We start from the raw sequence: 14,194 nt of genomic DNA, 5'->3' as shown, positions 1-14,194 counted from the left end.
CCCCCCTCTCAAGTCTGACCCCCTCCCTTTCCCCGTGGCCTTTTGGTATGAACCGGCAGCCTTTGCCGTCCTGGATCATCAGGAAGACTGCCTTTATTTAGCCGCTTCGACCTCTAGTCAACTGGCAGCACTGCAACAGGCACTTGAGGAAACACCCCCCGCGGCATCTCTTTGGGTGCCCGATCGCTCCGGCCACATTGAACTCGCCGCTGGCTGGCAACCGGACACCTATCAAGCTGCAGTTCGGCAAATTCTCCGCCATATTCGCGCTGGGGATATTTTTCAGGCCAATCTATCGGCACGCTTTTGCCATTACGGATCCGTTGATCCTTGGCAACAATACCTGCGGCTACAGCAACTGAACCCCTCTCCCTTTGCCAGTTTTTGGCAGACCCCCTGGGGTTACATTGTCAGTTGCTCACCGGAACGCCTAGTGCAGGTGCAAGGAGACAGTGTGCAAACACGACCCATTGCTGGTACCCGTCCCCGCGGCCAAACCCCTGCGGGCGATCGCGCCTACGCCGAAGAACTCCTCAGCAATACCAAGGAACAGGCAGAACACATTATGTTAGTGGATTTAGAGCGCAATGACTTGGGACGAGTGTGCCAATGGGGCAGTGTGGTCGTGGATGAACTCTTGACGCTGGAGTACTACAGCCATGTCATCCACCTGGTGAGCAATGTGCGCGGCAAGTTACAGGCGGGAATCTCTCCCGTGGCGGTGATCCGTGCCCTCTTTCCCGGCGGTACAATCACAGGCTGCCCTAAAGTGCGCTGCATGGAGATTTTGGCTGAGCTAGAACCCTTTCCCCGCAACTTGTTTTACGGCTCCTGTGGCTACTGGGATCAGCGGGGGCATTTGGATCTCAATATTCTCATTCGTACCCTCTTAGTGGCTCGCGATCGCCAGATCACTTGGGGACAGGTGGGCGCAGGTATTGTTGCCGACAGCGATCCGCAGCGGGAGTGGCAAGAATCCCTCCACAAAGCCCAAGCCCTGCTTTTGACCCTCGGAACACCAGCGTCGATCCTACAATCACCCCAGCTTTCTAGGCTCCCTTGATCAGAGTCTGCCACTCAATCACTACAGCAGTGGGAATGGCAATCTCAATCCCCTGCTCCTCTAGGGGCGGACGCAAAACCAAGGGTTCATTCTTAGGGAGTTCTGACACAAGGGGCAACAGGTCAAACTGTCCTACATTGGCAACCGTTTCTGCCTTGGGAAAGTCATCCGCAGCTGTGAGGGTTTGACCGCCGGAGGTGATCAGCACTAAGGGATCGGCATGGCGAAAGTGGTACTGCTCTGGGAACCCCACCAAGCGCAACTGCAACTGGTCACGACGGGAAAAGAGAATTACCTGCCACGTGAGGCCACGATTATCGCGCAACTGATGCCGCGATTGCACCACCACTTGATTGGGCGCTTCCTCAATCGTGCGAATCATAGCAGGGCTACTGGGGGATACTGCTAGCCACAGGGGAATAAGCAGCAGAATTAGAAGCAAAAAGTGCTGCCAACGTGCCATTAGAGCCTCTCTTTAGGTTGAGGGTTGCAGTGCCTGTTGAATTTGTGGGATGGTGACAGCGTACATCCCCCGGAGATCGCCAACGCGAAAGTCATAGGCGCGATCGCTGGGATATTTTTCTTGGATAAAGGCAGGGCGACGGTTTTTAGCCCCATGACAGGCCAGACAACTGGCCTGAACATCAATGCGACGGAAGTAGTGCACCCCTTCTTTATCCGTTTGCCAAAAGGCTTGCAGTTGACGATTGTTCTCAAACCGATTGAGGGCTTGGACTTCCAGCGCTGTCTGCGGGGCGTGGTTGGGGTTGCGGTACTTCAGTGCCACTTGACGGACTTCCCAACCATTGGCAGTAGCAAGCTCCTTGGCCTTCTTACCGACAGGCGCGCAAACGGCCTTGAAGGTGTCAAGGGTCGGTTCGGTAGGACTGCCCTCTAGGGTAGAGGCAAGGCCAATGCGCATTTGATCTAACTGTTCAATGGCCGTCACCGCTTTCCCTAGTTCTTCAGCATCAACACCAGCCAGCGTCGCCGGGGAACCATTGAGCCAGAGGACTATCATCAACAGCCCGACAAAAAAGATGCGCATCATAGAAATTACTCCTTATAAGACATGAAGTTTGTCAAAGTTTATGTGTCAGGTTTTTATCAGTAGCTGCTTCTGTGGGAACACAGTGGGTTGTAGGGGGCGCACTAAAGAGATGCCAAAGAATAACCGCAGCCCCCACTGTTCAAACCAAGGCACACTCAGCCCCCTTCGCATTTTCAACAGAAAATAGCGCTCAAAGGCTGCCTTGACCCAACTGACCCATTTTCCCTGAATGGCATAGGCAAGGCGACGGTGTTTTCCCTGGGCTTCAGGAATGACGGGAGCTGCAATATAGGCAATACCTGTGTCGCCAAAGTCGGCAAAACAGAGGGCATCCAGTGTTGGCACCACAGGGTCAGCCGCCAATTCTCCAAGGGCAACGGCAATATTGTGGCTGGCCGCGATCGCCATCTCCTCCGTCATTTGACCCGTCTTGGGCAAGCCGGTGGGCACAGGGGTGGTTTGCAAAGGCTGGAGGTGAACACTAATGCCAACCCCATAAATTTCAGGATAGTCGGGATGTTGCAGAGTGGGCAGCAGGGGCAAAAATCCCTTTTCATTGCCAAGGCGTGAGGCTCGCACAAATGCCGCGCCGCGAAACGAGGGCAAAATCATGCTGTAGCCAAAGGGGAGCACCCGTCCATCCCCTAACAGGATTCGATTCGGCTCAATGGCGGTGATCTCTGCATTGGTGATGGTTTCAATACCCCGCTGGGCAATCAAATCTAGGGTGAGCTGCTCACTGTTGGCTAAACCGCCAATGCCGAGATGACCAATGTAGGGTTCAGGAGTAATGAATGTAATCTTGACGCGATCGCGCAACCCCTGACGGCGCAGGGTGTGCTCTGCCAAAAACAAAAATTCATAGGCAGGCCCAAAGCAACTGGCTCCCGGCGCTGCACCCACAACCAACTCCCGCGGGTCTTTGAGGAATTCCTGCCATGCGCGATAGGCGGCAACGGCGTGGGCAGGCGTGCACACCGAATGACTGTAAACGCCTAAGCCCGGCAGCAGATCCAGCGCTAGCTCTGCGCCGGTGGCAATTACTAAATAGTCGTAGTCAAGGGTTTGCTCAGGTAAATAGACTTTCTTAGCTTCGGGGTCAACCCGCTGAACGGCGCCTTTTACCCACTTCAGCCCCTGCTGCCGGCTCAGGGTCTCTAAGGGGAGTTGCAGGCGTTCTAGGGAGTTGTGTCCTAGGGCAACTGCCACTAGCCCCGGCACAAATGTAAAGTAATCTCTATCGGAAACTAAAATTACTTGGTGGCGATCGCCCAAACGATGCCGTAATTCATAAGCTGTGGGCAAGCCGCCAATCCCCGCCCCTAGGACAACCACCCGTGCCATAACCGTATCCTCTGTAAATTTATTTAATTAACTATATGATAGTATAAGAAAATACAATCGGCTATAGTTCGTCTGTGCTAGGAAAAGGCCGGTTCTCCTTGATTCATGCTGTGGCCTGGTGACGGCAGCCCTTGGGGCTATACTGGAAACAGCATGACCTTTAGAAGGATAGCGAATGAATAGTTGCGTCCTTTTTGCAGAAGTTATTCAAGCGCCCGAACTGCGCTACACCCAAGAAAACCAGATGCCCGTAGCCACAATGATAGTACAGTTTCCCAGCCCGCGCAGTGAAGAGCCACCCATGAGCTTGCGGATAGTGGCGTGGGGCAACTTGGGACAAAAAATGCAGGCAGAATGCAAAGTGGGCGATCGCCTAATCCTTGAAGGTCGGCTGAAAATGGACACGATTGACCGCCCGGAGGGCTTTAAAGAAAAACGCGCCGAGTTGGTGGTGAGCCGTTTCTACACCGTTGAGGGAAATATTCTGGATCATCCTGCACAGCCTGCCCCAACTTCAATCGCTACCCCCGCCGTCACCGCACCGGTAACACCGACGGTGGCACCTCCCCCCCTCGAACCTGAAAATATTAATTTGGATAATTTGCCCTTCTAGGGATACAGCCGAAATGTTTGAATTTGCCATGGGCTGAGGGTCGCTGAGTCCGTGTCCCCTGCCGGGGTTTCTAGGAGTGTTTGCCGCCCCTTGATCTGCCATGGGATTAGCGTTGAGTGTAGTTCTAAGGTACTCCCTTCGCCAACGACTTCAGTCACTCGCAATTGCCACCCTTGTCCGTCCTCCGCTGGTTTGAGGGCAAGGCATTGAATGCGGGCATCCGACCAATGAAGAAGCTGAGCTTGGGGCGGGAATGTCTTTGATAAATTGGCGGGGGCAAACAGCTTCGCTGCCCCTTGAGCGATCGCGGCCCTGAGGGGAAGATTAAATTGAGCTGCTTGCTGGGGAACACTGGCTGCTTGCCATGAGCCGCGGTGGGGAAACACAGCATAGCTAAAGCGGTGGTGACAGCGATCGCTATTTGCATCCGGCCAGGTGGGCGATCGCAAGAGGGTCAATCGCAGTTGATTGGCTTGGGCATCCAGACCATGCTTGCAGTCGCTAAAAAGACTGACGCCGTACTCTGGGGTACTCAAATCCACCCAGGTGAGAAAGGGGACCTCCCATTTAGCTTGCTCATGGGCGCTCAGGCGGGGATTGGGGAGGGTGGGTCGCACTGTGACGCCACCGGGAGTTTCACAGGTGATCTGCTCAGCACGGATTGCCAAAGGAAAGGCCGCCTTGAGGAGAATATGTTCTTCCTGCCAGTCAATCGCCGTGTCAATGCGCAGCCAAGGGGTTTGGTCCTGCAATACATACTCCTGCTGAATCCACGAAGACTGAAAGCGCCACTTCACCCGTAGCCGCTGCTCCAGTTGATGCCAACTCACCCATTCAATGGCCTCTAGGGTCGCGCTTGGCAATCGGTGCTGCCCATAGTTGGGGTCAATGTTCCAAGCATCCCAGTATTGCCCCTGATCTTGGAAAAATTGCAGTTGATTGCCGCGATCGCCCAAGCAGGGACGATGATTTAACTTGTCATAGAGGTTAGTGATTTCCCCCGTTGTGGGATTAATTTCAACGTGGAGATAGTTATTTTCCAAGACATAGCCCAAGGGTGGGGTCGGTAACCTGTCAGAGTGGGATTCTGGACAAAGCCACAGCAGCGTGTAGCCGATTCCCGGCACCTCAGGGGTACGCAGGGTCAGGCAGCCTTGGGGGCGATTCAACTGGGCGGGCAGATTGTACCCTCCCTGTGGAGAATACACCCGCCAAGAGGGCACATTTTGGGGCAGCTGCGTCAAGTCAATGTGGACAACAGCGGCGCGATCGCCAACCCCACCATTGAAAATGACCACAGGAATAGCCCCTGTCACTGGCGGTTCGCCGTAGTTTATTAATTCACATAGCGCTGTTTGCGCCGCATCCAGTAAGGTTTCCGTTTTTGTCAAGATTTCCTGCCATGTCGGGTTGATCTCCGCATAGACCTCTGGAATCGAGGAGCCAGGGAGAATATCGTGAAACTGGTTAAAGAGAAGCTTGTGCCAACAGGTTTTGAGTTCTTCTGTGGGGTAAGCAAAAGAGGTCGTGATTGCGGCGAGGGCACACCAAAGTTCCGCCTGTTGTAGTTGCCGTTGGGCGCGATCGTGGGCAGCCTTTTGATCGCCATGAGTGGTGTAGCAACCGCGATGGAATTCCAAGTACAGCTCCCCTTGCCAAGGGGTGGTTGGAGGTGTTTCTTGAGTTAATTGTTCTAGATACTGCCGCAGCGTGGTCCATTGCCACTGCGGACCAATTCCTCCGAGCTGTTGCCAGCGCCGCACCCGCTCCAACATGTCCGCTGTGGGGCCACCTCCATGATCCCCTACACCGGGGAGCCAGAGACTGCGCTGAGATCCCGTTTGCTGCCACCATTCCTGAGCATAGGCAGCCATTTTCACAGGATCGATCCCCTCGCCAATGGGTGCCGACATCAAGGCATTTACCTCAGCACCTGCCACATCCCGCCAGACAAACCAACTGTGGGGAAAGCGTGTGGTATCATTCCAGCGCAATTTCTGGGTGACAAAGTAGCGTATCCCCCCCTCGTGCAAGAAACTGGGGAGTCGTTCCGGAAAGCCAAAGGTATCGGGCAACCAAGCAATGGCGCTAATCTCCCCAAAAACCCGCTGCACGTACTGCTGACCATAAAGAATCTGACGGGCAATAGACTCTCCATCAATGAGATTCAGTTCCGCTTCCACCCAAAGGCCTGCCGCCACCTCCCACCAACCCGCTGCTACTGCTTCCTGAATTTGTCTAAAAAGTTCTGGGGTATGGGTCTGCAAATAGGCATAAAGGGCGGGGGTAGAATGGGTAAAGGTAAGTTCGGGATAGCGTTCCTTAAGCTGTAATACGGATCGAAAAGTAGACTGTGCCACTTGCCACGTTTCGGCAATCGGCCAGAGCCACGCCAAGTCCAGATGGGCATGGCCACACAGGTGGATTGTGAAGTCTCGCAAAGGGGTAGCGATCGCCTGCATTCTCCCATGGATCTCTGCTAGCAGTGGATCCAAGATGGGGCGCTGCCCTTGGCTTTCTAAAATTTTCTTGAGCAGGGGTTCAAGGGGTTGTGGGTCAAGGGTTCCGCCAAAAAGCTCTAAAATGTCCAACTCGGTGGCAACAAAGCCGGGGTCAACTCCCCTTGGGGATTCAAAGCGCAGACAGGAGGTCACCAAAGCCCCGTGATCATGGGCGGGACTGACCAAATGTAAGATCACCTCCCATGTTTGACCAGGGGTCACTGTCTCCCCTAAGCAAAGGCTCACAGACGAATCAAACAAGTCCCCCTGATGCACCGCCTGACCATTGACATACACCGTTGCCTGATCGGCCCACCACCTGAGATCAAGGCGTAGGGCTAAGCCCGCCACACTATAGCCTTGAACCGTCGCCGGCACAGTAATCCGTTGCCCCAACCAGAGGGAGTGCCGACCCTTGGGCCACACTAGGTGGCCTTGCGCATTCACTGCATAGGGAGCAGTCCCTGCATCTTTGAGCGAGGGTGAGCTGAGGGGAAACCACTGGCCATGAATCTCAATGACTGCCAATGAATGCAGATAGTCGCGAGATTTTTTGATCAATTCTGTCAAGAGCATAAAACTTCGTTAATTTTCCTGCGACCGGCCTAGGCCAATTGCTATGCTAAAGAGGTGAGGAGCCGTCGTCATTTGTTTCACCAAACTGTCAATAAAAACAAGCAAACTTTATGTTAGAGGAGTGACCTTATGGTAACCCGATTTGAGCCGTGGCGGGGGTTTGCAATCTCCTCAGTCTGTGGGATACTGACAGCCCTAGCGATCGCTTCAGGGATGCTTGCCCAATCCCAGCGACCCCCTGCCCCCGATCAACCCGTAGAAACTGTCGTGACGGATCCTCTGAGCAGTTCCTTTCCGCTCCCTTGGAAATGGATTGACGACGGCCATGCTGCTGCCCTAAAGGCCAAAAAGCCCCTCCGCTTCACTCAACAAACCCCCCAATATGTCTCTCCCGATGGCCGCTACGTGGCACAGGCTACCCTCTACTTTACGGCTGATCCTGAGCCACACCGACAACAACTGGTGAGCGTTCTTGAAATTCGCGATCGCCAGAGCGGCACCCAACAGCGGATTGAAAGCCTCAAGGAAATGCCGCGGGACTTTTTGGCAGAGGTGCCCCAAGGTCAAGGCCTGATTGCTGTGCTTGTTCCCGTCGGTTGGTCAGAAAAAGGCAACCGTCTCTTGGTACGTCAGGTTGGCGGCTTGTTTGCCACCGATATAATTAGCGATGGCGCGTGGATTTGGCAGGCGGGGGTGGGTCATGTGGCCACAGTTTATCCCACAGCCGATGAATACGACTTTGCCACCCTCTTAGGCTGGAGCACAACAGATCCGCAGCGAGTGCTCTTTCAAACCCAAACGATGGGGAACCCCAAGGCCACGATCTGGGCAGTGGATACTCAAGGCAGCACCCAATTAGCTCAGGGCGATCGCCCCCGTGTCTATGGCACCACCCTACCCGCCACTGCCAATGCCCAGCGTTAACCTTAGGGATCGGCTCAAGGGGATGCCAACAACTGGCCAAGGTAACGATCAATCCAGCCAATCATTACTCCAGGACATTCTAACTGCGGTGTCAGTCCCACCTCTGGAATCACATCAAAGGCACGAATTGCCTCGGGATTTAACTGTGCCAAGCGTTGCCCTACGGCCACGGGGGGGAGTTTTGCCTGCTCTCCCCAAACGATATAGGTCGGCACTGTCAGATGGGGCAAAAAGCGACTGAGATCGCAACAGAGATCGCCACGAACAAAGGCAAGTGCCGCAAATTCTGCCCCCGGCGACTGCGCCACCGCAGTATAGGTGGCAACCATTTCAGGGCTGATGCGGCTAGGTCGGGCAAATTGTTGATTGGCCATAAAGGACTGCACACTCAGGGAATTGGCGACCCCAAGGCGATAAAAGGCTGTATCCACATAGGGCTGGCGGGCAATCTGGGCAAGGGGGGTCTGGCGGTAATCTTGCCCAAAATCACTCAACCCCGTTGGGCAAGTGAGAATGAGGCCACGGAAGCGTTGGGGATGGGCGATCGCCCCTTGGACGACAAAGGCTGCTGTCAATGAAGACGTGATGACCACCGCTGGTTCCACCGTCAATTGGCCAAGGCACTCCAGCAAGTGCTCCACATAAGCCGCCACCGTATAGGGTTGATTGCGATGCTCAGACGCTCCCCAACCAGGCAAATCCAAAGCAAAAAGGGGATACTCGGCTGCAAACGCCGGATACACCGCCGACCACTCATAGCGGCTTGAGCCACCGCCAAAGCCATGCCAAAAAAATAGGGGTGGGTGGGCATGGTTCGCAGAGCTGAAATCATTTGTAACGTAGGCCACCTCACCCATGGCCGTCGTGAGGGTGCGCGATTGCAGGCAATCAAACATCGGGATTTCCTAAAAAGAAGAAACCTGCTATGATAATAAATCGCGCTGAATTAAATGGGTAGCAACGGGCTGCCCCCGCTCCAAGGAGTGTCGCCGTGACCAAAAGTACCGAAGGCGAAAAGCCCACTAGTGGCTTTAAGTTAACTGAGTTTTTCCGCGAAACCAAGGAAGAACTCAACAAAGTGGTGTGGCCCGATCGCCAGCGTCTGATTGGCGAATCTGCGGCAGTGATTCTCATCGTTTCCCTTTCAGCTGCTGTCATCTACCTAGTGGATGAACTGTTTCGTTGGCTGGCCACACTGATTTTCTAGACAGCCAAAAATTTCTACGAGTACGCGCCTATGGTGAGTGAATTTACTGATCATTCTGATCTAAGCGATCCCCTTGACGATACTGTTGAAGTGGCCGAAGGGGATCAAGCGGGTAAGTTCAAACGATTTTGGTATGCCGTGCAAGTGGCCTCTGGCTGCGAAAAAAAAGTAAAAAGCACCATTGAGCAGCGGGTTCATACACTGGATGTAGCTGATCGCATCTTTCGCATTGAAATTCCCCAAACCCCGGTCATCAAAATCAAGAAAGATGGCTCGCGGCAAACCATTGAGGAAAAAATTTTTCCCGGCTATGTTCTTGTTCAAGTGCGGGCACAGCAGTCTCCCGAAACGGGTGAATGGCAAATTGATGATGAAGCTTGGCAGGTGATTAAAAACACCCCCAATGTGATTAATTTTGTCGGTGCTGAGCAACGCCGCAGCACCGGCCGCGGACGTGGTCACGTTAAGCCCATGCCCCTGAGTCCGGCCGAAGTAGATCGCATCTTTCGGAAGACACAAGAACAGGAACCCGTTCACCGCATTGATCTCAACACTGGTGATAAAATCAAAGTTCTCAACGGTCCTTTTAAGGACTTTGAGGGAGAGGTGATTGAAGTCAGTGCTGAGCGCAGCAAACTGAAAGCCTTACTCTCGATTTTTGGCCGCGAAACGCCGGTCGAACTCGAAGTGACTCAAGTGGAAAAAGTAGATTAGGACGCTAACTCACTATGGCGAAAAAGGTCGTCGCAATTATCAAACTTGCCATTCAAGCGGGTAAAGCCAACCCCGCTCCGCCCATTGGTCCAGCCCTTGGTCAGCACGGTGTGAACATCATGATGTTCTGCAAAGAGTATAATGCTCGCACCGCCGATCAAGCGGGGATGGTAGTTCCCGTTGAAATTTCGGTCTATGAAGATCGCAGTTTCACCTTTGTTCTAAAAACTCCGCCTGCTTCTGTGCTCATTCAAAAAGCCGCTGGCATTGAAAAAGGCTCCGGTGAACCCAACAAGAAAAAAGTGGGCAGTATCAGCCGCGCCCAACTGCGGGAAATTGCGGAGAAAAAAATGCCGGATCTCAATGCCAATGATATTGAGGCGGCGATGCGGATTATCGAAGGCACTGCTCGCAATATGGGCGTGACCATTACCGACTAAAGCTTTCTAGGTGTGTTCCTGTTGAGTCCCTTGTTGTTTTGGGGGGAGAAACTTGGTTTCGTTAGTACCCCGTGGAGGTTAATTCTCATGCGTAAACTCTCGCGACGACTGCGCGAACTCTATGCCAAGGTGGAGGATCGTCCCTATGCTCCCCTTGAGGCCTTACAGTTGCTCAAAGAAACGGCCACAGCCAAATTTCCTGAATCGGCAGAGGCTCACATCCGTCTGGGTATTGATCCCAAGTACACAGACCAGCAATTGCGTACCACCGTGGCGCTGCCCAAAGGCACCGGTCAAACCATTCGCGTGGCAGTAATTGCCCGCGGCGAAAAGGTGACTGAGGCCACTGCCGCGGGCGCAGATGTGGTCGGCTCAGAAGAACTGATTGACGAAATTCAAAAGGGGCGGATGGACTTTGACTTGCTCATTGCCACTCCCGATATGATGCCTCAAGTAGCTAAGGTGGGGCGAATTCTTGGTCCGCGGGGGCTCATGCCTTCCCCCAAAGCCGGCACAGTGACTTTTGACTTGTCCCAGGCCATTCAGGAGTTCAAAGCAGGGAAAGTGGAATTCCGCGCTGATCGCAGCGGCATTGTCCATGTGCTCTTTGGCAAAGCCAGCTTCAGTGCCGAAGACTTGCTGGTAAACCTTAAGGCTCTCCAAGAGACTATTGATCGCAACCGCCCAAGTGGTGCTAAGGGCCGTTACTGGCGCAGTGTCTATGTAGCTGCCACAATGGGGCCGAGCATTCAGGTGGACATCAATGCTCTGCGGGAGCTGAAACTGGCGGAAGCCGCCTAAGGAGGACTTGCCTATTGCCCAATACCCGACAACTCAAGACGGAAACCGAAGACCGCAGGGGTCTGGCTCAGACATAATTTTCCTGCCGAGGTTTGCGAAGTCCATCCCTTAGGATTGGGCGATCGCCCCGGCACCACTGCTGGGGTTTTTCTTTCACTGACTATAGGAGGTGATGTGCGTGGGACGCACGCTAGCAAACAAAAAAGAAATTGTGGCGGAGCTAAAGGAACGCCTGAGCGAGTCACAAATGGCACTGGTGATTGACTACCAAGGTCTCACCGATGCTGAAATGAAGGATTTGCGGCAACGCTTGCGCAAGTGCAATGCCAGTTGCAAGGTTACGAAAAATACGCTGATGGAATTGGCGGTCAAAGAAAATGACGCCTGGCAGTCCATGACCCAATTCCTCAAAGGACCATCGGCGTTCCTTTTGCTCAAGGATGATATTGGCGGCGCGATCAAGGCCTACCAAGAATTCCAAAAGGCCACGAAAAAAACCACCCTCCGCGGTGGGGTCATGGAAGGACGTGCCCTTGACGAAGCGCAAGTGAAGGCCATTGGTGATCTGCCCTCGAAAGAACAGCTCATGGCGCAGATTGCCGGTGCCCTCAATGCCGTCACAGCGAAGATTGCCATTGGCATCAAGGAGGTGCCGGCCTCCTTGGCGCGGGCAACACAGGCGATCGCCGACAAAGGTGCGGCATAGATCGATCCTGTTTTCGGTTTCCCTTGGGAAGCCACCTGTTTTTGTTTTTCAACCTTGAAACGATAGGAGTTTACAATGTCTGCTGCAACCGATGAAATTCTCGAAAAGTTGAAATCCTTGACTCTGCTGGAAGCCGCTGAGCTGGTCAAGCAAATTGAAGAGGCCTTTGGCGTCAGTGCGGCTGCGCCTGTTGGTGGGATGATGGTTGCCGCTCCCGTGGCCGGTGGGGCTGCTGCTCCCGCTGAAGAAGTGGAGGAGAAAACCTCCTTTGATGTCATCCTTGAAGAGGTTCCCGCTGACAAGAAGATTGCTGTGCTCAAAGTGGTGCGTTCTTTGACCGGCTTGGGTCTCAAAGAAGCCAAGGAGGTGGTGGAATCCACGCCCAAACCCGTAAAAGAAGGTGCTACCAAAGAAGACGCCGAAGCTGCCAAGAAAGAACTCGAGGAGGCCGGGGCCAAAGTCAGCATCAAGTAGTCTGTGGTATCAATTGATTGAGGGGGTGGTGTTTTTGCCACCCTTTTTTATTTGCAGCCTTTGGAAAGGAGAAATACCCATGACTGATATTCCTGCCATCTATATCGATGGCTCCTGCAAAGGCAATCCGGGGCCAGGAGGCTGGGGGGTGGTTATCTATTTGGCCGACGGCTCCGTGCAGGAACTGGGGGGAGGGGAACCCCATACGACGAACAACCGCATGGAGTTGCGGGCGGCTATTGAGGCCCTCAAAGCATGGCACCAACTGGCTCCAGGGACGCCGATCCCCCTTTACACCGACAGCCAGTATGTCCTCAAGGGGATTAGCGATTGGATTCCCAACTGGAAACGGCGAGGCTGGAAAACAGCGGCCAACAAACCGGTTCTTAACCAAGACCTGTGGCAAGAATTAGATTCCCTCAATGCTCCTTTTGTGGCGTGGCACCATGTGTCTAGCCACAGTGGCAATGTTGGCAATGAGCGCTGCGATCTTATTGCCCGCAGTTTTAGTTGCGGTCAGCCAGTTGTGCTAAGAATGTGGCAACCACCGCCGGCGTAATGTCGCGGGTATGTTCAAAAACTGCATTGGCTCCCGCTGCGCGCAGGCGATCGCCATACAGTTGACGATCCTCAGATTCCACATGGGGGGGAATGACCCCAAGGGCAATCCATGGTATTGTTACTTGGGCTTTGCGGGCATTGACAACGGTCTGCATATCCGCCACCGTATCCCCGACATAAAAGGCAGGAATGGTTTCTTGATGAGTGGCGCGACGGTAGGCCATTTGTAGTCCTAGGGGGTCAGGTTTGCCGGGTGCATCTTCCATCGCCACTAAAAGGGGCTGATCCAGACCCAAGCGGTGTTTCAGGACATATTCTGCCGAGTCCCGCGTGGCGCCACTGACAAAACCCCAGCGGATTTTTGCCCGATCGAGAGCCTGAAAATAGGCAGTATCCACCAGCAGTGGCTCATCTTGAATATAGCCCGACCAATTTTGGCCGCTATAGCGCTCCTCAAAAAAGATCACCAGATGTTCGTAGTCTAGGGGCACTTGGAGGCGGGGTTTCCCTTGGCGTTCAAAGTAACGATAGATGAGTTCACGCGCTCCTTCCCAGTCGTTATTCCAGCAGCCTTCCGCCTTGAGGTCGTCAATTTCCTTTTGACTAGGACGATAGGCTCCCCCCGTAAAATGCTCGACGGTATCCGCTAGGGCACGGCGATAGGAACGACTGACATCGCGAATCACCCCATCAATATCAAAAAAGACACAGGCACAGGGGGTACTCAACTGTAGCTCTCCAGAAACTTGTATGCAGTTGACCCAATTCGTTATTATAGAGGATGGCTCTTGGTAAAAAACGAGTTCTAGGAGGTCAGAATTGTCCCGCTTTACCCTGAGAGTGCTTTGGTTAGAAAAAGACGTGGCGATCGCTGTCGATCAAATTGTTGGCAAAGGGACAAGTCCCCTTACCTCCTACTTCTTTTGGCCGCGCACCGATGCTTGGGAACTCCTCAAGGCGGAGTTAGAGAAAAAATCTTGGATTACGGAAGCGGAGCGCATTGAACTCCTCAACCGTGCCACCGAAATCATTAACTACTGGCAAGAGGAAGGCAAGAATCTCCCTGTTAGTGAGGCACAAAAACGCTTTAGTGATGTTAGTTTTGTCGGCACCGCCTAGGATGCATTGAGTCCCTAAACAAATTACCAAAGTTGAGGAAAATACCAATGGGAATTGTACTGTACTTTGTCATTGTTACCGCTGCCATTGCCTTAGCAAC

At 53.6% G+C, this 14,194-nt stretch carries 16 protein-coding genes, 1 pseudogene and 1 other annotated feature; of the genes and pseudogenes, 11 read left to right on the top strand and 6 right to left on the bottom strand.

Annotated elements, in window-relative coordinates:
- Positions 1 to 1,063 (top strand): anthranilate synthase component I (locus P3X23_RS04090; protein WP_300873406.1); only part of this gene is annotated, 1,063 nt, incomplete at its 5' end.
- Here the strand turns inward: P3X23_RS04090 and P3X23_RS04085 are convergent.
- Genes P3X23_RS04085 through P3X23_RS04075 form a run of 3 tightly spaced genes read right to left on the bottom strand, consistent with a single transcriptional unit; the run spans position 1,050 to position 3,458 of the window.
- Positions 1,050 to 1,526, bottom strand: coding sequence for a DUF3122 domain-containing protein (locus P3X23_RS04085; RefSeq protein WP_300873404.1), 477 nt, complete (start codon positions 1,524 to 1,526; stop codon positions 1,050 to 1,052). The two genes, P3X23_RS04090 and P3X23_RS04085, sit on opposite strands and share 14 nt — an antisense overlap.
- Positions 1,527 to 1,538: 12 nt before the next feature.
- Positions 1,539 to 2,114: a DUF3365 domain-containing protein gene (locus P3X23_RS04080; protein ID WP_300873402.1), complete on the bottom strand. Its 576-nt coding sequence runs from the start codon at positions 2,112 to 2,114 to the stop codon at positions 1,539 to 1,541.
- 45 nt (positions 2,115 to 2,159) lie between these two features.
- Entirely contained in the window at positions 2,160 to 3,458 is a 1,299-nt protein-coding gene (locus P3X23_RS04075; protein WP_300873400.1) for an FAD-dependent oxidoreductase, read from the bottom strand.
- Positions 3,459 to 3,633: 175 nt separating this feature from the next.
- Between P3X23_RS04075 and P3X23_RS04070 the strand changes: the two genes are divergently transcribed.
- A complete protein-coding gene (locus P3X23_RS04070; RefSeq protein ID WP_300873398.1) occupies positions 3,634 to 4,071 on the top strand; it encodes a single-stranded DNA-binding protein in 438 nt (145 codons plus the stop codon).
- On the opposite strand, the gene P3X23_RS04065 is transcribed toward P3X23_RS04070, so the two are convergent.
- On the bottom strand, positions 4,068 to 7,148 hold the full coding sequence (locus P3X23_RS04065) for a glycoside hydrolase family 38 C-terminal domain-containing protein (protein WP_300873396.1): 3,081 nt from the start codon (positions 7,146 to 7,148) through the stop codon (positions 4,068 to 4,070). The genes P3X23_RS04070 and P3X23_RS04065 overlap by 4 nt on opposite strands.
- A gap of 129 nt (positions 7,149 to 7,277) precedes the next feature.
- Between P3X23_RS04065 and P3X23_RS04060 the strand changes: the two genes are divergently transcribed.
- Positions 7,278 to 8,072 carry a hypothetical protein gene (locus P3X23_RS04060; RefSeq protein WP_300873393.1) on the top strand — a complete coding sequence of 265 codons (795 nt, stop codon included), beginning with the start codon at positions 7,278 to 7,280 and terminating at the stop codon, positions 8,070 to 8,072.
- 14 nt (positions 8,073 to 8,086) lie between these two features.
- Here P3X23_RS04060 and P3X23_RS04055 read toward each other — a convergent pair whose 3' ends face one another.
- Positions 8,087 to 8,968, bottom strand: a complete 882-nt coding sequence (locus P3X23_RS04055; protein ID WP_300873391.1) for an alpha/beta hydrolase — start codon at positions 8,966 to 8,968, stop codon at positions 8,087 to 8,089.
- A gap of 95 nt (positions 8,969 to 9,063) precedes the next feature.
- Here P3X23_RS04055 and secE point away from each other — a divergent pair, with 95 nt between their 5' ends.
- From secE to rnhA, 7 genes are all read left to right on the top strand, one after another.
- Positions 9,064 to 9,279, top strand: a complete 216-nt coding sequence (gene secE, locus P3X23_RS04050) for a preprotein translocase subunit SecE (RefSeq protein WP_300873389.1) — start codon at positions 9,064 to 9,066, stop codon at positions 9,277 to 9,279.
- A 30-nt stretch (positions 9,280 to 9,309) separates the two neighbouring features.
- Positions 9,310 to 9,993, top strand: a complete 684-nt coding sequence (gene nusG, locus P3X23_RS04045) for a transcription termination/antitermination protein NusG (RefSeq protein WP_300873388.1) — start codon at positions 9,310 to 9,312, stop codon at positions 9,991 to 9,993.
- Positions 9,994 to 10,007: 14 nt separating this feature from the next.
- Complete coding sequence (rplK, locus tag P3X23_RS04040; RefSeq protein WP_300873386.1) at positions 10,008 to 10,433, top strand: 50S ribosomal protein L11; 426 nt, start codon at positions 10,008 to 10,010, stop codon at positions 10,431 to 10,433.
- Positions 10,434 to 10,520: 87 nt separating this feature from the next.
- Entirely contained in the window at positions 10,521 to 11,234 is a 714-nt protein-coding gene (gene rplA / locus P3X23_RS04035; protein WP_300873384.1) for a 50S ribosomal protein L1, read from the top strand.
- Positions 11,235 to 11,261: 27 nt separating this feature from the next.
- Positions 11,262 to 11,394: a sequence feature (ribosomal protein L10 leader region), on the top strand.
- Positions 11,395 to 11,412: 18 nt separating this feature from the next.
- The gene (gene rplJ / locus P3X23_RS04030; protein ID WP_300873382.1) at positions 11,413 to 11,940 is read left to right on the top strand and encodes a 50S ribosomal protein L10; all 528 of its coding nucleotides are present in this window, start codon (positions 11,413 to 11,415) and stop codon (positions 11,938 to 11,940) included.
- A 75-nt stretch (positions 11,941 to 12,015) separates the two neighbouring features.
- Positions 12,016 to 12,414 carry a 50S ribosomal protein L7/L12 gene (gene rplL, locus P3X23_RS04025; RefSeq protein ID WP_300873380.1) on the top strand — a complete coding sequence of 133 codons (399 nt, stop codon included), beginning with the start codon at positions 12,016 to 12,018 and terminating at the stop codon, positions 12,412 to 12,414.
- A gap of 79 nt (positions 12,415 to 12,493) precedes the next feature.
- A complete protein-coding gene (rnhA, locus tag P3X23_RS04020) occupies positions 12,494 to 12,973 on the top strand; it encodes a ribonuclease HI (protein WP_300873378.1) in 480 nt (159 codons plus the stop codon).
- Here rnhA and P3X23_RS04015 read toward each other — a convergent pair.
- Positions 12,921 to 13,703 (bottom strand): TIGR01548 family HAD-type hydrolase, encoded by a 783-nt coding sequence (locus P3X23_RS04015; RefSeq protein WP_300873376.1) that lies wholly within the window; start codon positions 13,701 to 13,703, stop codon positions 12,921 to 12,923. The genes rnhA and P3X23_RS04015 overlap by 53 nt on opposite strands.
- Before the next feature lie 79 nt (positions 13,704 to 13,782).
- Between P3X23_RS04015 and P3X23_RS04010 the strand changes: the two are divergent.
- A pseudogene (locus P3X23_RS04010) lies at positions 13,783 to 14,094 on the top strand (30S ribosomal protein PSRP-3); the annotation flags it as partial.
- Between the last annotated feature and the right edge of the window lie 100 nt (positions 14,095 to 14,194).

Source organism: Thermosynechococcus sp. Uc (assembly GCF_029335995.1).
GTDB lineage: Bacteria > Cyanobacteriota > Cyanobacteriia > Thermosynechococcales > Thermosynechococcaceae > Thermosynechococcus.
This window is presented reverse-complemented; position numbering and strand designations above follow the sequence as displayed.